This window comes from Arthrobacter ginkgonis, from assembly GCF_039540195.1.
In the GTDB taxonomy this organism is placed as follows: Bacteria; Actinomycetota; Actinomycetes; order Actinomycetales; family Micrococcaceae; genus Zafaria; species Zafaria ginkgonis.
The window spans coordinates 88,315-106,309 of record NZ_BAABEO010000009.1 but is presented as its reverse complement, the minus strand read 5'-3'; the positions used below and the strand labels follow the sequence as shown (position 1 = coordinate 106,309).

Annotated in this window: 15 protein-coding genes; 6 read left to right on the top strand and 9 right to left on the bottom strand. The window is 68.7% G+C overall.

Going from position 1 to position 17,995, the window contains the following annotated elements:
• Window positions 1-64 precede the first annotated feature (64 nt).
• The 7 genes from ABD912_RS07075 to ABD912_RS07045 all read right to left on the bottom strand — a co-directional run bounded on the left by ABD912_RS07075 (window position 65) and on the right by ABD912_RS07045 (window position 8,078).
• The gene (locus ABD912_RS07075) at window positions 65-1,255 is read right to left on the bottom strand and encodes an NAD(P)/FAD-dependent oxidoreductase (RefSeq protein ID WP_345149590.1); all 1,191 of its coding nucleotides are present in this window, start codon (window positions 1,253-1,255) and stop codon (window positions 65-67) included.
• 113 nt (window positions 1,256-1,368) lie between these two features.
• A complete protein-coding gene (locus tag ABD912_RS07070) occupies window positions 1,369-3,036 on the bottom strand; it encodes a serine hydrolase (RefSeq protein ID WP_345149588.1) in 1,668 nt (555 codons plus the stop codon).
• A 229-nt stretch (window positions 3,037-3,265) separates the two neighbouring features.
• Window positions 3,266-3,889 (bottom strand): helix-turn-helix domain-containing protein, encoded by a 624-nt coding sequence (locus ABD912_RS07065; RefSeq protein ID WP_345149587.1) that lies wholly within the window; start codon window positions 3,887-3,889, stop codon window positions 3,266-3,268.
• Between the two features lie 181 nt (window positions 3,890-4,070).
• Window positions 4,071-5,255: an oxamate carbamoyltransferase subunit AllG family protein gene (locus ABD912_RS07060; RefSeq protein ID WP_345149585.1), complete on the bottom strand. Its 1,185-nt coding sequence runs from the start codon at window positions 5,253-5,255 to the stop codon at window positions 4,071-4,073.
• Window positions 5,252-5,878 (bottom strand): hypothetical protein, encoded by a 627-nt coding sequence (locus ABD912_RS07055; protein ID WP_345149584.1) that lies wholly within the window; start codon window positions 5,876-5,878, stop codon window positions 5,252-5,254. The genes ABD912_RS07060 and ABD912_RS07055 overlap by 4 nt, the downstream gene beginning before the upstream one ends.
• Window positions 5,879-5,903: 25 nt before the next feature.
• Window positions 5,904-6,815 (bottom strand): NAD-dependent epimerase/dehydratase family protein, encoded by a 912-nt coding sequence (locus ABD912_RS07050; protein ID WP_345149583.1) that lies wholly within the window; start codon window positions 6,813-6,815, stop codon window positions 5,904-5,906.
• A 69-nt stretch (window positions 6,816-6,884) separates the two neighbouring features.
• Window positions 6,885-8,078: an aromatic ring-hydroxylating oxygenase subunit alpha gene (locus tag ABD912_RS07045; protein WP_345149582.1), complete on the bottom strand. Its 1,194-nt coding sequence runs from the start codon at window positions 8,076-8,078 to the stop codon at window positions 6,885-6,887.
• Window positions 8,079-8,224: 146 nt separating this feature from the next.
• On the opposite strand from ABD912_RS07045, the gene ABD912_RS07040 reads away from it, so the two are divergent.
• Complete coding sequence (locus ABD912_RS07040; RefSeq protein WP_345149580.1) at window positions 8,225-9,553, top strand: amidase; 1,329 nt, start codon at window positions 8,225-8,227, stop codon at window positions 9,551-9,553.
• A 166-nt stretch (window positions 9,554-9,719) separates the two neighbouring features.
• Here ABD912_RS07040 and ABD912_RS07035 read toward each other — a convergent pair whose 3' ends face one another.
• Entirely contained in the window at window positions 9,720-10,727 is a 1,008-nt protein-coding gene (locus tag ABD912_RS07035; protein WP_345149578.1) for a PDR/VanB family oxidoreductase, read from the bottom strand.
• Window positions 10,720-11,256, bottom strand: coding sequence for a type 1 glutamine amidotransferase domain-containing protein (locus ABD912_RS07030; protein ID WP_345149577.1), 537 nt, complete (start codon window positions 11,254-11,256; stop codon window positions 10,720-10,722). The genes ABD912_RS07035 and ABD912_RS07030 overlap by 8 nt, the downstream gene beginning before the upstream one ends.
• Window positions 11,257-11,574: 318 nt before the next feature.
• Between ABD912_RS07030 and ABD912_RS07025 the strand changes: the two genes are divergently transcribed.
• The 5 genes from ABD912_RS07025 to ABD912_RS07005 all read left to right on the top strand — a co-directional run bounded on the left by ABD912_RS07025 (window position 11,575) and on the right by ABD912_RS07005 (window position 17,987).
• Window positions 11,575-12,954, top strand: a complete 1,380-nt coding sequence (locus tag ABD912_RS07025; protein ID WP_345149576.1) for an MFS transporter — start codon at window positions 11,575-11,577, stop codon at window positions 12,952-12,954.
• Window positions 12,955-13,474: 520 nt separating this feature from the next.
• Window positions 13,475-13,618, top strand: coding sequence for a hypothetical protein (locus tag ABD912_RS07020; protein ID WP_345149575.1), 144 nt, complete (start codon window positions 13,475-13,477; stop codon window positions 13,616-13,618).
• Window positions 13,619-14,848: 1,230 nt separating this feature from the next.
• A complete protein-coding gene (locus ABD912_RS07015; protein ID WP_345149573.1) occupies window positions 14,849-16,570 on the top strand; it encodes a hypothetical protein in 1,722 nt (573 codons plus the stop codon).
• Window positions 16,570-17,328 (top strand): IclR family transcriptional regulator, encoded by a 759-nt coding sequence (locus tag ABD912_RS07010; protein ID WP_345149571.1) that lies wholly within the window; start codon window positions 16,570-16,572, stop codon window positions 17,326-17,328. The genes ABD912_RS07015 and ABD912_RS07010 overlap by 1 nt, the downstream gene beginning before the upstream one ends.
• Entirely contained in the window at window positions 17,322-17,987 is a 666-nt protein-coding gene (locus ABD912_RS07005; RefSeq protein WP_345149570.1) for a hypothetical protein, read from the top strand. Before ABD912_RS07010 ends, ABD912_RS07005 begins: the two co-directional genes overlap by 7 nt.
• The last annotated feature ends 8 nt before the right edge of the window (window positions 17,988-17,995 follow it).

Below are 17,995 nucleotides of genomic sequence, written 5' to 3'. Positions count from 1 at the left end.
ATATAGGCCTGCGATCGGCCGCGCGGAACGCGGCACCGCCGGACCTACGCCCTTCCCTTGAGGATTACGCCCTTCCCTTGAGGATCAGGTGCCAGTAGATCTGCGGGAAGATCCACCGGTCCAGCACCCAGGCCCAGCGGCGCTCCTTCGCCGGGTCCAGCCGCGGGAAGGTCGGCATGGGCCGGTACTGATGGTCGAACTCGGCGAACAGGAGGGTATGCCGGGTCAGGGCGATGGGACAGACGCCGTAGTGGTTGTAGCGCTCCCTAGGCTCTCTCCCGCCCACCACGGCCGCGAGGTTCCGCGCCAGCACCTTCACCTGTTTGCGCAGCGCCCCGCCGCTCTTGTAGTTCAGGGTCGCGGCGGCATCCCCCAGCGACCACACGTTGCCGTATCGCCGGTGCCGCAGCAGCTCCGGATCCACCTCAACGAATCCGCCGGCGTCGCCGGCGGCCGGCAGCGGCGTGTCTTTCAGCCAGTCCGGCGCGGACTGCGGAGGCACCGCGTGGAGCAGGTTGAAGGTGAGCTCCCGAGTCCCGTCCGGGCCAGCCAAGGCCACCGCGCGCCGCGCAGCGTCCACGCCGGCCAGGGTCGTGGAGGTGCATAGTTCGATGCCGTACTCGGCGATCTTGGCCCGAAGCGCCGCGTCCACCTCCTTGACGCCGAACACCGTCGGCGTGGGCACCACGAGGACCACCCGGATGTCTTCCAGGACGCCCTGCTCCCGCCAGTAGTCGCAGGCCAGGTAGGCGATCTTCTGGGCGACGCCGGCGCATTTGGCCGGTTCGGGGGGCTGGGTGAATACTGCCGTCCCCGAACGCAGGGAGCACACCAGCTTCCAGGTCTTCTCCGGCATCGCCGGGTCGTAGTTGGACGTCACCTGCGGCGAAGCCATGGCCTCGGCCAGCCCCGGGACCCCGTCCCAGTCGAGCTGCAGGCCCGGGCACACGACCAGCTGGCCGTAACCGATCCGGCGTCCGTCCGCCAGCAGCACGGCGTTTTCCTCGGGCCGGATGTCCGCCGCCTCCCCGCGGATCCATTCGACCTCCCGCGGCATGACCTGGGCCTGCGCCCGCACGGCCTCGCTCATGCGGGCGGCGCCGCCGCCGATATGGGAAAACAGCGGCTGGAAGTAATGGACGGGGCGTGGCTCGATGAGCCCGATGTCCGCGACCTTGTAGCGGTGCAGCCGCGCGGCCAGCGAAATGCCGGCGTTCCCGCCGCCGATCACCAGCACCTGGTAATAGTCCGCCATGTCATCTTCCTGCCTTCATCGCTATGGTTCGACGCCGGGCACCGCCTACAGTGCACCCCGGCCGTCCGGCCGCGTCAAGGGATCCGGCGGGGGCGGCGCCCCAATCAGTACGCCTAGCTCCGGGTGAAGGTTCCCAGCCCGGTGGTGTCGTAGAAATCCAGCCGGACACTGCCTGCCTGGCCGCCGGAGCCGGGAGCGAAGATCGCCCCGGCCAGGCCGTTGGCGTTCTCGCCGATGGTCTCGAAGCTGAAGGTGTCGCCGTCGAAATGGGTCAGCCCGAAGGTGGTCTGGCGCCCTTCCGGCCCCATGGTCATGGCCAGGCGCCCCTGCTCCGTGGCGACCACCAGCGGGCCGTAGTAGGAGTTGGCGTACGTGCCCGTGTAGGTGTCCAGGGACCGCGCCGGCCGGGGAGCGGCCGGGACCTTCGAATAGTCCGCGGCCGGCGCGTCGGCGTCCTCGATCTGCCGGAACACCGCGGCGGTGAACACGAGCCAGTCCACCGTGGGCGCCCCGTTCTGCGCCGTGTCGAAGAACTCCGCGGCGATCGCCTCGGGGATGCCCTGCGGCCGCCCGTTGGTCAGGACCACGATGCCCAACTGCTCGCCCGGGAGCATCATCACCACGGTCGCGGCTCCGAGGTTGAAGGCCCCGGAGTGGCCCAGCTGCAGCCGGGCCTGGGCGTCGTAGGTCACGTTCCAGCCCAGGCCGTAGAACTGGGTGCGGGCCGCCGGCGTGGGCGGCGGCCCCATGACCGACTCCGGCACGTGGGTGGTCAGCAGGGCCTGCTCGTCGATGAGCTGCCGCCCGTCGTGCCGCCCGTTGGCCAGCTGCAGGCGGATCCACTGGGCCAGGTCGCGCACCGAGGAACTGGCGCCGCCGGCGGGTGCCTCCGCGTCGGCGTCGCGCACGTACTTGGCCTCCCACTTCCGGTTTCCCACCGGCACGTGGATGAGGGCCTTGTTGGAGGCCTTTTCATAGTCCGCGTGGCGGTAGGTGGAGGAGGCCATGCCCAAGGGCTTGAAAAGGATCTCCTCGGCCAGGTCCTCCCACGCCATGCCCATGGCGTCGGCCGCGGCCTGCCCGCCCTCGGTGTAGCCGAAGTTGCTGTAGTTGTAGGTGTCGCGGAACGGATCCAGCGGCTGCTGGTTCAGGTGGGCCAGGATGTAGTCGCGGTCGAAGCCGAGGTCCTCGAGCAGGTCCCCGGCTCCGGTGTGCAGTCCGCTGCGGTGGGACATGAGGTCCTCGAACGTGGCGTTCTGGGACACGTAGGGGTCCTTGAGCGCGAAGGCCGGATTGTGGCCGATCACCGGGTCGGTCCACCGGGCCTTGCCGCGTCCCACCACCCCGGCCACCACCGTGGAGGCCAGGGGCTTGGACACCGAGGCCAGCTGGAACACGGTGTCGGCGTCCACCGTGGCGGCTTCGCCGACCTTCCGCACCCCGTACCCCTGCGCATGCAGCACCTCGTCGTGGTAGACCACGGCCACGGCGATGCCGGGCACGCCGGTCTGCTCCATCGCGTGGCGGACCGAGCCGTCCAGCCGGGACAGGGCGTTGTCCACCTTGGCGCGGTCCAGCAGCGGCGGGACCTGCGCTTCCGGGGCGGACGGGAGCGACGACGGCGACGGCGGCGCGGCGCCGGTGGAGGCGGCAGAGGACCCGACGGCGGAAGCCGGTCCGGTCCGGCAGCCGGCCAGCGGCATCACGAGCGCGACCCCGGCCGCCCCGGCCCCGATCGTCTTCAGCAGTGTCCGGCGGTCCGGGGTAGCGGAGCTGGCCATGGGGTTCCCTCACTCTGCGCAGGCTTCAAGGTCCTGGTTTCAAGCCCTGGCCCGCGCAACCCCGAAAGCGCGAAGCCGGGACACCACCATGGTGGCCCCTGCGCGTGATCGGGACAATGCGTGGTGCGCGTCCGATGCCACCATGCCGGCGGCCACGCACGTGGGCTGGCGAAGGCCGGCAATCCCCATCAACAGGGGTTCGGGCATCTTCACGCCGTGGAAGCAGCGGCTAGGGAACGCCTGCGTCCTCCGAGGCCGTCAGGGTGCACCAGACTGCCTTGACGGTGTCCGGGCCGTCGTTCCAGAAGCGGTGCGGCACCGCCGACTCGAAGGCAATGCTGTCCCCAGGGCCGAGCTCGTACTCGTCGAACTCCAGCTGCACGCGAAGGCGCCCGGAGAGCACCAGCCCGTATTCCCGGCCACTGTGGCGCACAAAGTTCCCCGGCTGGGTCGAGCCGCTGCCCGCCGCATAGACAATCTCCCGGAAGTCCACGGGTTCGCGGGTGGTGGGGGTGAGCAGTTCCCAACGGACGCCGGTCTCCAGATTGATGGTGCGCCGCTCCGCACCCCGGGTCACGTACCGGTCCTCCCCCGGCGTCCGGACAATCCCGATGTCGGGGGTTCCCGCCCCGATGTTGTTGCTGAACAAGTCACCCACACCCACGGCAAGGACATCGGCAATCGAATAAACCAGCGAAATGGACGGCTTGACCAGCCCGCGTTCGACCTGGGAAATGTGCCCGGCCGAGACTCCCAGGCGCCGGGCCAACTCACGCAGGGTCAAGCCCCGCTCCGCGCGGGCTGCACGGATCCGGACACCCACGTCGCCGTGGCCCTCCGGAGGGGCTGCCACGTCCGGACCCGGAGCGGGCTGTAGTTCGGCATGATTCGGCTGGGCTTCCGCCATGTTCCCTCCCCGGAGCGCTGTTCGCCAGTGTTCGCTTCAGCATAACGCCTGCCCGCCCCTAAGCCGCGGGGACCGGCCCTGGAGTCACGGAGCAAGGTCCAGGACCGGCCGATTGCAGGAATGCGGCTCAGGACACCCGTTCACTCAGGGCATACTCAAAGGCCTTCACCGGCGGCTCGAAGGCTCCCCCGCCGATCCGTCCTTCGAGCCCCCGGCCTTCGATCATGCCCAGCAGCACCACCGGCGAGACACCCGCCCCAACGATGCGCGCGGCGGAGGTTCCGGTGCGGATTGGCAGCCGGGGATGATCGGCCTCCATCAGCGCCCGGGGACGCTCGAGCGCGCCGGCGGGCACGAAGCCGCCGAGACCTTCCAACGTCAGCGGCGCATGGGCCAGCGCGGCGCCGCCCAGCCCGAAGAAGTCGACGACGGCGCTGTCCCCGATGGCCCCGAGGACCGGCAGTCCCCGGTACCGATCGGCGACCGGTCCTCGTGGCGGCGTCCCGGCCACCGTCCGCCAGCGCCCGGGCTCGGACGCCGTTTGGAAGCCGAAATCGACGCCGTTTCCGCCTACGCGTGTCACGGCATCGGAACCTGGCACCCCCTCCGCCGCCCGCAGGGACAGTGCCGCCGCGGCCATCCACAGGTTCAGCGCGAACGGCGGGCAACCGTCCAGGAACTGCTCGGCCTCGGGACCGAACGCGGAACCATCGTCCTGAAGCAGCCAGGCGGCGGCCAGCGCACTGCCGGCCATGGTGCGGTTGTGTCCGTCGTCGCCTTCCGCCAGGGACCGGGCCAGCAGCGGCAGCAGCGGGAGCGGCCCGTTCGCTGCCAGCCGCTCCGCCAGCCAGGCAGCGAACGGCCCATGCAGCCAGCGCTGATGCTCCGCCAGTCCCGGCTCGACGACGCCCACGCGCAGGCAGTGGCGCATTCCCTCGTTCAGCACCGCGTATTGCACGCACCCGATGGCCGGATCCGTGACGGCGTGAAGCTGCATGGATGGGGAGACCACGCCGGCGAGCGGCACCAGGCAGTCGTTGTCCTGCGCCGGCTCGAAGCCGACCGCGCCGGAGTCGAACAGCGCCGCCGCAGCGCCGTCGTCGTCCGCCCAGCCTTCGAAGCGGATGGCCTGAACCGCGGAGTTGCGCACCGGCTGCGGCACGGCGCTGCGGGTGCTGAACGGCGGGCCGGCGTGCAGCAAGGTCCGCTCCGGGCGGCCCGCGGCGGCAAGCACCCGTGCCAGCGGCACCATGCCCGTCCAAACCGGTTCGACGCCGGCGATCCGGTCCGCGGCCTGAGAGTTGGCGCTCACTGGTCTTCCACCCAGGTCTCGGAGATGGCCATGCCGGCGGACTGGCCGCGGCCGTTGAGGAAGTCCCGCTCGATCGTGGCACCGGGAAGGCGTCCGCCGTCGACGCTGACCTCCCCGGCGCCGGCGATGCGGAACACCGCGAACATTTCATGCAGGCCGGTGCCGGATTCGGGGCCGGGCACGTCGACGGCGAAGGCGTCGCCGAGTCCGCGCCAGGTCATCGTGACACTGCGCTCTCCGGCGGTGGCCACCTCGGTCCAGTCGTCACCTTCCCGCACGGTTTCGAACGCCGCCCCGTCCACGTATTCAAGCGAGTCCATCAGCGGCGAGGGGCGGAAGAGAAGGAACTTGGCGACGAAGTCGCGAACCAGGTACCGGGCCAGTTCCGCATTGTCGGTGAGCACAAGGCGCGCGCCGCCGGCCGCGGCGTCGTAGGGGTTTTCGACGACGACGGCGGCCCTGCCCGGGCCGTACTTCGAGGCGGCGATCCTGAAGTACACCGACAGCGAGCTCCATGGCCCGTCCGGGTCGGTCTTGAGGTAGATAAAGGGGTTGTCGCCGGTCCACGCAACGGCGCCGGGGCGGACCACCGGCGGAAGGGCAACAGTACTGGTCTCGGTCATGTCTTCTCCTGTTCTGGGCGGGCGGTCAGTGGGCGGCAGGTTCGGGCAGCGGGTAGCCGTTGGCCGCCCGCAGCGACGGGAAGTTGCTCGTCGGCGCCCAGCCGAGCTTCTCCTTGGCCCGGGCGGAGGAGAAGACCGAGGCCCGCGGGTTCGCCGCGAAGAGCGCGTCGTAGTGGGCCGGGACAGGCTCGCCGACAACGCGCGGGTACCAGTCCAGGGTGGGCTCGGGGTGGCAGGTATCGTCAGCGCTGATGAAGAAGGTGTCGAAGCCGATGCCCTCGGCCTCGACGGCGGCACCGAAGGCCCGTGCCAGATCCGAGGCCTCGATGTAGTAGAACAGCCAGCGCAGTTCCGGATTGTCGATGAATTCGGTGAACTCGCCCAGGGTCTCGGGCAGCACCACGGCCAAGGGCCTGAGGCAGATCACCGACATGCCCGAGCCGCGGGCGACGGCCTGGCCCATGTTCTCCATGAGCTGCTTGCTCAGGCTGTAGGCCTGCACCGGGCGCAGTTCGTGCGCCTCGTCCACCTGCAGATACTCCGGCGTCCACTCCGGACGCATCTCCGACAGCCCGCAGGCGGAGATGCTCGAGCAGAGCACCACCTTTTCCAGACCGTTCTCCTCCGCGGCCTGCAGCACGTTCCAGGTCCCCAGCGTGTTGACCCGGATGTACTTCTCGGGGGCGGCCTGCCAGTCGTAGTCGATGGCGGCCAGGTGCACGACGGCGTCGGCGCCCTTCAGCGCGGCGCGCACCGAGTCCAGGTCCATCACGTCGGTGGGCACGTATTCGACGTCGGCCGGCGGGCGGCCGTTCGGCCCGATCTCGGCAGGGGCGAGGTCGGCGTTGCGCACCTCGAAGGCGCGGGCCAGTTCATCGAGCACGTACCGGCCCACCCGGCCCGAACCACCGGTGACCACTACTTTCTTGGGGGACAAAGACTTCTCCTTAGCTTGTGGGGAAAGGGCGCCGGGCAGGGACCCGGCGCCCTGGCTGGTACGGGACGGTCAGACGCCGGCGGGGACGGACGCGTCCGCGGCCGCACGGGCGTCGGCGGTGCGGTACTTGTCGACCAGCCACTCGTTGAGCCGGACCAGCACCACCTCGCTGGGCGCGTAGCGGCCGCGCGGGGCATTGCGGGAAAACATGCCGTTCTGCACGGACTCCCAGGCGTACACGTCCTCGACCATGACCTGCTTAAGGTCCTCGACCTCCATCTTCCATTCGTCCTCGAAGCCAGGCTTGGCCAGCGTGGAGTCCGGGTACAGCCAGGTGGCGGCGAACACCGAGGTGGTGGCTCCGGTGGGCAGCCACATGAAGTACTTGACCTTGTCCGGCATGGCGATCAGCAGCAGGTTGGGGGCCACGGTGACGTAGACCAGCAAGCGGCGCTGGTCGTCGGTCAGGTCCGGCAGCACCGGCTGCAGGTTCTTGCCCGTGCGGGTGGGCGAGAGATCCTTCTCCAGGCTGACCAGGTCGTAGGCGATGATGCCCTTCTCCGGCTCGTTGGCCAGCGAGTCGTAGTCGATGCGCTCGGAGGCGGTGTCGAACATCGGGCACCAACTCTTCGAGTGCAGGTGCGCGCAGTGGTAGCACTCGTCGCCGAAGATCTTCCAGTTGCAGTTGACCGGGAAGAATTCATGCTTCGAGGCGGACTTCAGCTCCGAAAGGCCCCAGTTGGCCAAGTAGGAGGACAGGTTGGACAGCCGGCCGGACAGCGGCGGGATGTCCGGATCGAAGGTGACGAACACGAAGTTCTCCCAGATCTCGGAGCGGATCTCGGGCAGCTTGACCTCGGACTTCACGAAGCACGGGTTGTCATTCAGGTCCGGCGCCGACTGCAGTTCGCCGTCGAGGCCGTAGACCCAGGAGTGGTAGTCGCACTTGAAGCGGCGGGCGTTGCCGTTTCCGGTTGCCAGCTTCATCGCCCGGTGCCGGCAGACGTTGGACTGCACCCGGATAGAGCCGTCGGCCTGGCGCACCACCAGCAACTGCTCGCCCAGGGCGTCGACCGTGAAGTAGTCGCCCTTGTTCGGAATGTCCGTGGCCCGGCCGATGCACAGCCACTCGTGGCCGAATACCGCGTCGAGTTCAAAATCGTAGAACTCTCCGGAAGTGAAGGTCGCCGGCGGGAGGGAGACCACCTCGTTGATGTCGCCGCAGCTGGCGTCGAATTCTTCCAGGGCAATGGGGCTACGCATGCCTACTCCTTCGTTTGATCCTGGCCCGGGGGTTGGGCTCCGTGTCGTTGTCCTATAGTGTTCTGTCTTACAGAACGCATGTCAAGAGATTGTTCGCTGAAGGCATTTCCTTGGCAGGCACCCGCGGACGACCGAAGGGAATCCAGATGCGCCACGTCGCCCCACAATCACTTGAGAAAATCGCGCAGGCCCTGGCCAATTCAGAGGTCACGGCGGTGGAGGTCCTTGATTCAGCCCTCGAGCGAATTGAGCGGACCGAGGAACACGTCCACGCCTGGGTGCTGGTCGATGCCGAGAATGCGTTGGCTGATGCCAAACGGCTGGACACCGTGCCGGAAGCCGAGCGCGGTCCGCTGCACGGCGTGCCGATCGGGGTCAAGGACATCATCGACGTCGCCGGCCTGCCCACCGGATGCGGATCCGCATTGCGCGGGGGCACTGCGGCGCCGTCCGACGCCGCCATCGTCGCCCGGCTGCGCAGTCTCGGCGCCGTCGTCCTCGGCAAGACCGTGACCACCGAGTTTGCCTACTTCAGCCCGGGCCCCACGGCCAATCCGCACCACACGTCCCACACGCCGGGTGGATCGTCGTCCGGCTCGGCGGCGGCCGTCGCCGCCGGGATGGTCCCCCTGGCACTCGGCACGCAGACCGCGGCCTCGGTATCCCGGCCAGCGGCCTATTGCGGCGTGACCGGCTTCGTGGCCGCCCGCGGCGCGTTCCCCGAGGAGGGCATCACCGGGCTCAGCCCTTCGCTCGATTCGCTCGGCTTCCTCACCGCGTCAGTGGCGGACATGGCCTTCCTGCGCCGGGCACTCGGCGCAGGCGGGGCCGCGGCCAGGCAACAGGCGGCCTGTCCGGCGTCCGCTCCGGCGCCGGCCACGGTGCTCAGCTGGGTTCCGGGCGATGGCTTCGGCGTCGGGCCGGCCATGCTGGACGCGCTACGGCAGGCCGAACGGCAACTGGCCGCCCTCGGCCACCCCGTGCAGCGCCTGGACTTTGACGAGCGCGGGAGCGTCCTCGTGGACGCCCACACCACGATCATGGCGTACGAGGCCGCGCGGCTGCGCTGCGCGGAGGCCGCCCGGCCCGAGGCGCTCAGTCCGCAGCTGGCGGCCCTCTTCGCGGCCGGGGGCGCCACCGCCGGCGCCACGTACGCCGATGCCCGCGACGTCGTCGCCGCGCAACTGGAATGGATCCGGGGCGAGCTCACCTACGGCACCCTGCTGCTGGCCCCGGCGGCCCAGGGGCCGGCGCCGGCGGGACTGGGAGCGACCGGCTCCCCGGTGATGAGCCGGTCCTGGCAGGCCCTCGGCCTGCCCGTAATTGTGGTCCCCGGAGCCACGGACCCGGAGACCGGGATGCCGCTGGGCCTGCAGCTGGCCTGCCTGCCCGGTGACGAAGATGCCCTCTTCGCGACGGCCGCCGGCCTGGAGCGGAGCCTGGCGGCAGCACCCCCGCCCATCCCGGTCCGCTAGATTCCCCACGTCCCCTCGACGTGCCACGGGGCGGCCTTTTCATCAAGAAAAGGTCGCCCCGCGGCACGTCGAGGGGCGCAGGCACGACGAAGGGTCCCGGCGGCCGTCCTGGTGACGGCCGCCGGGACCCCTGGGCATCCTGGTGCTGACGGACCCTGCGGCCCGGCTAGAGGTTGAGTACGATCCGGGCACTACGGGCCCGGGAAACGCACGGCATCATCGTCTCGTTGGCCGCCCGCTCCTCCTTGGTCAGCACCACGTCGCGGTGGTCCGGCACGCCCTCGAGCACCTCGGTCTCGCAGGTGCCGCAGACCCCCTCGCTGCACGACCAGTCGACGTCGACGCCTGCTTCGCGCAACACCTTCAGGCAGGACACTCCCGCGGGTATCTGCAGGGTGCGGCTGGATTTGGCCAGCAGCACCTCGAACGGCTTGTCCTCGGAGCCGGCCGCCGGGGGCGCCGCCGCAAAACGCTCGCAGTGGAAGGTCCAGCGGCCGGCCTCCTCGGCCATTTTCTCCAGCACATCGAGCAGCGGACCGGGGCCGCAGGCGTAGACGTGGTCCGCCGTCCCCAACGATGCCGTGATGCCGGCCAAATCGATCAGCCCGCTCTCGTCGTCGCAGTGCAGCACCACGTTCGCGGAGGGCAGCGTGCCGATCTCGTCCAGCAGCGCCAGGCGCTGCCGGTTGCGCGCCATGTAGTAGAGCTTCCATGGCCGCCCGGCCCGTTCCACCTCCCGGACCATGGGCAGGATGGGGGTGATCCCGATGCCGCCGGCGAAGAATACGTAGGAGCTGGCCGGTTCGAGCGGGAAGTGGTTGCGTGCCCCGCGGACGGTCAACCGAGTGCCTTCGGTCAGGTCCTCGTGGACCCTGGCGGAGCCGCCGCGGCTCTTCGGGTCCTTGAGCACTCCGATGCGCCAGGTGGAGCGGTCCTCGACCGCGCCCCAGAGGGAGTACTGCCGGGTGAGCGGGTCGCCCAGCCCGTCGGTCCCGAGGAACAGGTCGATGTGGGAGCCGGGCTCCCACGCGGGGAACGGCTCCCCGTCCAGCCGCACCAGGTCCAGCGAGACAATGTCCTCGCCCACCATGCGGCGCCCGGAGACCCGCACCTCGTAATTGGCCTCGGGGTCCTTTACCCGGGACAGGGCGGGGGCAGCTGCAACATCAGTCATCGCGACGCTCTCCTCCCAGCACCTCCAGGAAGGCGTTCATCCACGCATCCAGGTCGTTGGGAACACGGGAGGTCACGAAGTTGCCGTCCACGACCACCGGATCGTCGACCCACTTGGCCCCGGCGCCTTCGACCTCCGGGCGGATGAAAGGAACGCTTGTCACGCGCCGGCCGTCCAGGATGTCGGCGGAAACCGCCACCCAAGCGCCGTGGCAGATCATGCCGACCGGCTTGCCTGCCTGGTCCATCTGACGCAGGAACTCCAGCGCTTCCGGGCTGCGGCGGACCAGGTCCGGGGCGAATCCTCCCGGGACCAGCACGGCGTCGAAATCCGCCGCCCGCAGCTGTTCGAAGCCCTCCTGGGCGGCGAATGGGCCGAAGCCGCCCTTGCCCTTGGCCGGGGCGCCGGCGGGGGTGGCGACGACGACGCGGCGCACGGTGCCGAGCAGGCGGTAGTAAGGAAACAGGACCTCTGATTCTTCGAAATAGTCCGCGGTCAACAGCGCGACGGCGGCATCTTTAAGTTCCATCGGGGCATCCCTTCGTGGAGACGGAAAGCGAATGACTCAAGTGTTCTGTAGTACCAAACATATGTCAACGCTTGCACCGCAATATGCCGTATTGACGCGGATTTACGAGAAAAGTGCCGGCTCCGAATGTTTTGGGAAAGTTAAATTTTCCTCAAAACCCTTGACCTCTGTTTGTTTTGGGAAAACACTTGTGACTCACCACACCTTGAGTCTTCCGAGGAGATCCATGACTCCAGATAGCCTGTCCCCCGGTCCCCGCGCCCCGTACCCGACGGCATGGTCGGCGGCACTTCCCACTCCGCCCCGCCAGGAGGAAATGTGAGCAGCACACAACCCGAAGAAGCCCCCGTGAGCCAGAAGGGCCTGCGCAAGAGCGTCGCCGCCGGCTCGATCGGCGTGTTCGTCCACTGGTTCGAGTGGGCGGTCTATGCCTATCTGGCCTCGACCATCGCCTCCGTCTTCTTCCCCGAGCAGGACGGTACCGCCGCACTGCTGTCCGTTTTCGCGGTCTTCGCCATTTCCTTCGGGGTCCGCCCGCTCGGAGCCCTGATCTTCGGCACGCTGGGCGACAGGATCGGCCGGAAGAAGACGCTTTCCATCGTCATCCTGTCCATGTCCGGCGCAACGCTGATGGTCGGGCTGCTTCCGACCTACAGCTCGATCGGCCTCTGGGCTCCCGTCCTGCTCATCGCGGCCCGTGTGGTCCAGGGCCTGGCTGCCGGCGGCGAGTTCGGCAGCGCGGCAGCGTTCCTGGCCGAATACTCGCCGCGCAAGCATCGCGGTTTCGGTGTCAGTTGGCTGGAATTCGGCAGCCTGCTGGGATTCCTGGCCGCATCCCTGGTCGTGTACGTGCTCAATGTGGCAATGAGTACCGAAGCCATCCAGGACTGGGGATGGCGCATTCCGTTCCTGTTGACGGTCCCCATGGGCCTGATTGGCTTCTACATCCGCTCCAAGATAGAGGACACCCCCGAGTTCCGCTCCTTGGAGGAACTGGACAACGTTCCGCAGAGCCCCGTGAAGGAAGTCTTCACCCGCCATTGGAAGCAGTTGCTGCAGATGAGCGGCATCGAAATCATGATGCACGTGACGTTCTACATCGTGCTGGTCTACCTGCTCACGTACCAGGAAGAGACCTTGAAGATGAGCGCGGACAGTGCCGCGCTCCTGTCCACCGTCGCCTCGGTCGCAGGCCTCATCCTGGTCCCGCTGTTCGGCGCCGCCTCCGACCGCATCGGCCGCAGGCCAATACTGATCACCTCGGCCGTCCTGCTCATCGCCTTGTCCTACCCGCTCTTCCTGATCATGCAGTCGGGCGCACCTTGGGCAGGCTTCGTCAGCACCCTGGGGCTGGGCATCATCCTGGCAATCATTCTGGGCGTGCACGCCTGTGCCGTCGCCGAACTCTTCCCCACCCGCACCCGGCAGACCGGATTGTCCATCGCCTACAGCGTCACCGCGGCCATCTTCGCCGGCACCGTGCCCTACGTGCTGACCTGGGTGATCGCCCGGACGGGCAACACCATGATGCCCGCCTTCTACCTCATCCTCGTTGGCCTCATCGGCCTGGCAGCCGTCATGACCATGAAGGAAACCAAAGGCATCGACCTGCTGCGCACGGAAGACGTCGCAGGCCCGGGCGCTGCCTCCCCCGAGCAGCTGGATCCGTCCGAAGCCTCCAGCGCCGGACGGGTGTAACAAGCCATACAAGGCCAAGGTGCCGTGGCCCGCGAAGTTCCCCGCGGGCCACGGCACCTTTCTCACTGTGCGGACTCACCATGCGGACGAAGCCGCGACAAGAGGCGCCGCCCGGCATCGTGCGGGGCGGCGCCGGGGGGCTGCGTTCCACGTGCCTGCTGCAACGTCGGAGTGGCTAACGTCGGAGGGGCTAGTGCACCGCCGGCGCCTCCACCGCGAACGGAACGTCCGAGACGCAGGTTTTGCGCCAATCCATCCGGCACGGGACCTCGAACGGGAGACGAACGTGGTGGCCGCCCACCATCGGCTCGCCCAGCTCTCCACCCTAGACGAGCAGGGCCGCATCAGCCCGCTCTGGCTCGACGCCCACCGGCGGTTCCATGCGGCGCTCGTGGAAGGATGCCCAAGTCCTCGACTCCTGGACGTCGCGGCGCGCCTACAAGACGCCACCGAGGTCTACTGATGCTGGGCCGTAAAGAAAACAGGCCACCTCGAGGTCCGAGACCTCGAGCACGAACGGATGGCCACGCTCGCGATGCAGCGTGATGCCGACGGTGCATGTCGCGCACTTGCCGAGCACATCGAGAGGGCAACGGAGCTGTTGCTGGAGGGCCAGAAGCTGGCGGAGCAGCAGCGCGTTTCGACCACGTCCTCAGCCGGCTAAGGGCAGGGACTCGGTCTTCCCTCACAAGGGCCGACCTGCAGGAACTCCGTTTTTCGCGTTAGCAGCCGTGGAAGTCTGCGACGTGCAGGCAGTCGACCGGCGCCGGGTCCACGAGTCGCTCGTGGAGCGGCTGCGAGGAAGGCCTAGTAACTGCCGACCGGCGATCTCTGCACCGGGCCGTCGAGGTGGCCAATCCCTCGGACTACGGTCTCGCCGTGAGGTCCTGCCCGACGTGGGGCCGTCCGTGGAGCTCTCCCCGACCGCATCAACTCGGGCAAGATTCACATCAACGAACAAGCCGTCCCGGCCGAAGCCAATGCGCCATTTGGCGGGATCGGCGCCGCTTCCGGAGGCCTCCGAGTCTGCAGGTCTGGCCGGTCACGGAGGACGCGGCGACGCTCGCGCTGCAGGAAGGGACCGGCCCTGGCCCCCAAGGCCTTCGGTTGGCGACGCTGGTGCTGGCCCCCGGCCAGTCCCGGCGGGTCACCGGCCGGCACGCCTTCCGCCAGATGACCACACGGCGCCACTACGGCGGGGCCACGAGTTTGAGCTCCAAGTCAACGGGACCCGCCACGGACGCGCCACCTTCGAGGTTGTGGTGTAGGGCGGACCGTTGCGCGGGTCGGGCGCGGCAACGAACGTTTCCTCATCGCCCGGGCTTGTTATTTGACCTCCTGCCGGTTCGTGCCGATGGGGTGGATGGTCTCGGGGTACCAGTTTTGCGGCGGAGGGGGCCGTTCCCAGGGGCGGCGCTGGAAGCCTCCACGGCCTGCAAATGGAGCCGGAGGCAGCCGTCGGCTGGGAACGGGCAGGAAACTTGAGACCGACCGCGACTCCGGAGGCTCCAGGCAGGTCCAAGGCGACGGGTGACGGCCCCGCCACGGCACCGAATTCCGCTTTGCCGACCCGGAATGCTGGCCCGAAGCGGGGACTGCTACCGACACCGACCCGTACGGCACGGCCGTGGCAACTGTTCCTGCGCCGCCTAGACATCGGGCACACGTTCCGCTTCCTCAAGCAGACCCTGGGCTGGACCGCCCTCGCGACCATCCATCCCATCGGCACGAACCGGCAGGAGGTCAAATAGCACGGCCAGGGACAGCTGAATCTTTCACTCTTGTGTGATCCCCCACACGGTGCTAAATTCACTGCCGCCTTATAGAGGACACGGTCCTTATATATAGGACAAATGCCTGATCCTCGTCTCTTGCCAACTTCCCAAGGAGCCCCATGAGCATCGCTACTCCGTCACTGAGACCGCCCGAACAGATCATGCATCCGCGTTGGCTGGGTGCCATGCAACCGAACCGGCTCAGTGCCGCACGTAGCTTTGTCGCCAAGATGGTGCGGGAGAAGTGGCAGATCCGGCTGGAGAGCATCGACATCGATACGCGCGGCAACGGAACGCTCCTCTACCGGATCCAGACCCCGGCCGCGGTGATGTCCTTCGTGGCGTTCACCTGTGAACCAAGTTCGGTCAACCGCACCTCGCGAATCATTGGCTCCAGCTGGGACATGCTCGGAACACTGATGGACGGGGAAGCCGATGCGGACCGCATCGAGCAGAACCGCCGCGAACTGCCCAAGCTCTACTCCGGGCGCGCCCCGGAAGGCACGCTGGTTTGGTTCCGCGCCAACCAAAGCGTGCGGCTGTTCGAGCACGTGCGTGAGTCCCTGGCCGCCGGTCACCAGCCCGACGCCGGCCGCGTCGCCGAGGTTGGCTACCTGATGCGCAACACCGGGCTCGACGGCAACGGCACCTTCGGCACTCGCGATTTCCGCGACTACGAGGAAACCCACCCGCTGGCCGCCCCGTACCACGCCCAGATGCTGGCGGCCTACCTGATGCGCGAGCTCTCCGTCGATCTGGTCCAGCACCTGGCCCGGCTCGACTCGGCGGACGCGGTGGCCCTGTCCCCTGCGATCCGGCGCACCCTGGCCATCGGCAACGGTTCCGCGCTGGGCCTGGTGCTCTTCTCCTTCAACCGCCCGCACTTGCTGCAGGCGCTCATCGGCGGCCACGAAGCGGCCCTGGCCGAGGTGCTGGACCGGGCGCTCGACGCCGGGGACCCCGTGTGGGAGCGGCTTGAGAGCCTGCTGAACCGCTCGATCCTCTACCGCCAGCAGGACGGCGGCCGGTACGTCAGCCTGCCCAGCGGCGCGCAAATCTCCACCGAGCTGCGCGCCGTCAAGCGGCTGGCCCAGGCCGCCCGGCACTCCGGAGCCGCCCGGCCACTACGCCTGCTCGCCGAGTCGGTACGCGGAACCTACCTGCCGGAGACCGCGGAGACGCTGCACGCGATCCTGCTTGAGCTCGACCCCGAAGCCACAGACCGCCACCAGATCTCCGCCGCGATCGACGAGAGCCTGCTGGTCGACGCCACCGCGCCAGTGGAGGCGCTACGCGCGGCGCTGGAGGACTCCTTCGGCTGGGCGCTCGAGCTGCCGCTGGCTCCGGTGGAGGAGGCCAACCGCGTCTGGTACAAGTCCCGCGACTCCGAGGAACCACGCTGCGGGCCCGCCAGCGAGGTCCCCGAAGACACCCACGACCTGGCGTTCGATGTGCCGCGCGAACTGCGCCGCCTGCACGCGGCGGCACTCGCCCAGCCCGCCGGCACGGCCGTGGGCACGCTGCTGCTCGCCGAGCCGACGCTGGAGCAGGCGGTGGCGCACGTGCAGAACCTGGCCAATTCCCCCTACTCGATCCCGCGGCTGGACCTGCGCGACGACGATCTGGTGCCGGTGCACCTGGTCCATCTGCTCAACGGCTTCACCTTCGGGCTGGACAAGACCGTGGACAGGCTGGAGCGGATCCTGCGCGGACTGATCTTCGACGGCGCCCCGTTCCGCGACGAGCTCTCCATCGAGCAGGCTGCCGACTGGTACTGGGCCCCGGCCAATGACATCTTCGAGCTGCCCGTGGTTGACGTCATCGAATGGAGCGAGAACTGATGGCCGAGGAAAAACCCGGCAACGGCGGCACCAACTTGCTCAGCACCGGGCTGAAGATGCTGCGCGTCATCGACGCCGTGGCCGACTTCAAGGACGGCATCGGGGTCTCCGAGCTGGCCAAGATCCTCGGCTGGTCCCGCAACGTCACCCACCAGTACCTGGTCACAGGGCTCGCCTCGGACTGGCTTGTCCAGGACGAGCATCAGAAGTACCGGGTCGGCTTCCACGCCGCCGTCGTGGCCCGCAATGCCTCCCCGCATGGGCGGATCCGCCCGCTGCTGCTGGCCGAGATGGCAGACCTGGTCCACGTCGTCAACGCCGCGGTCTCCTACGCGGTGCTGGATAAGGGCACCCCGATCATCGTCGACCGCGTCGAGCCGGACCGGGCCATCCAGGTCCGGTCCGGCGTGGAGTCCCGCTTCTCGCTGCGGACCTCGGCCTCCGGCCAGGTCTTCCTGGCCTACACCCCCGAGCTAATCCAGCCCGGTGCCGTTGACTTCGACGACGAGGACGTACGTGCCGCCGTCCGCCGGGTCCGCGAGAAGGGCGCCAGCAAGGTGCGCTCGCGCTGGCTCGGCGACGAGATCACCGCGGTCGCGGCCCCGGTGTTCGTGCGCGGGCACTGCGTCGGGGCGCTGAGCGTGATCATGCCCGCCGCCCGCACCGACGACGAGGCCGTGGAGACCGCACTGGTCGCCAGCGCCTCCTCCATCAACCAACAGCTCCTGGACCAACAGCAAGGAATGAGGGAATGGTGAACCCCACCGACCACACCGCCGCCGTCGACCTGACGCAGATCGGCGACACCCCGCTGCGGCTCAAGCGCCGTGAACTCGCGCTGATCAGCGAGCGCATCTTCCAGCACCTGGGCGTCCCATACGGGGCCTGGGCCGCGGCCCGCAACCACTTCCTCGACACCGCCGTCCGGCTCGGTGCCGGCGCGCTCGAGGGCCTGGCCGAGGCCGTCGAGGCCGGCGCCCCGGAGCGCTTCGGGGTGGATGCCTCCGCAAAGGGTCGCCGACTCGAGGCCCGCGGCCAGCATGCCCTGCTGGTCGGGGCCCAGGTCGGCCACGCGCTGGAAGCGCAGCTGGCCGGGGCGGAAGAGGCCGTCGTCTCCGTCGTCGACATACGCTCCCCGCACCAGCTGGCCGGCGTCGTGCACCGGCTGGCCCGCCGCGGCGCCGCCGTCGAGGTCATCGAGGGCGCCGCCTCCGCTACGCTGCGGGCCCGCGGACGGCTGCGCCCCGGGCCGCCGTCGAGCCATGCGGACCTCGTCCACGGGATCGAGGCCGCCCCAATGCTCTGGTGGTCGCTGTACAACACCTCGACGCTGGCGCTGAGCCAGGTCACCGAGATCTCCCGGTACCACACCGGCAACAGCCCTTCGCCCACCCGCCGCCGTCTGGCCATCAAGTAAGGAGCACG

Bases quoted from the DNA above. Each gene is read 5' to 3' on its own strand.
- ABD912_RS07030 (WP_345149577.1), bottom strand. From the start codon at position 11,256: ATGGAACTTAAAGATGCCGCCGTCGCGCTGTTGACCGCGGACTATTTC.
- ABD912_RS07055 (WP_345149584.1), bottom strand. From the start codon at position 5,878: ATGACCGAGACCAGTACTGTTGCCCTTCCGCCGGTGGTCCGCCCCGGC.
- ABD912_RS07045 (WP_345149582.1), bottom strand. From the start codon at position 8,078: ATGCGTAGCCCCATTGCCCTGGAAGAATTCGACGCCAGCTGCGGCGAC.
- ABD912_RS07020 (WP_345149575.1), top strand. From the start codon at position 13,475: ATGGCCACGCTCGCGATGCAGCGTGATGCCGACGGTGCATGTCGCGCA.
- ABD912_RS07035 (WP_345149578.1), bottom strand. From the start codon at position 10,727: ATGACTGATGTTGCAGCTGCCCCCGCCCTGTCCCGGGTAAAGGACCCC.
- ABD912_RS07010 (WP_345149571.1), top strand. From the start codon at position 16,570: ATGGCCGAGGAAAAACCCGGCAACGGCGGCACCAACTTGCTCAGCACC.
- ABD912_RS07015 (WP_345149573.1), top strand. From the start codon at position 14,849: ATGAGCATCGCTACTCCGTCACTGAGACCGCCCGAACAGATCATGCAT.
- ABD912_RS07005 (WP_345149570.1), top strand. From the start codon at position 17,322: ATGGTGAACCCCACCGACCACACCGCCGCCGTCGACCTGACGCAGATC.
- ABD912_RS07070 (WP_345149588.1), bottom strand. From the start codon at position 3,036: ATGGCCAGCTCCGCTACCCCGGACCGCCGGACACTGCTGAAGACGATC.
- ABD912_RS07040 (WP_345149580.1), top strand. From the start codon at position 8,225: ATGCGCCACGTCGCCCCACAATCACTTGAGAAAATCGCGCAGGCCCTG.
- ABD912_RS07075 (WP_345149590.1), bottom strand. From the start codon at position 1,255: ATGGCGGACTATTACCAGGTGCTGGTGATCGGCGGCGGGAACGCCGGC.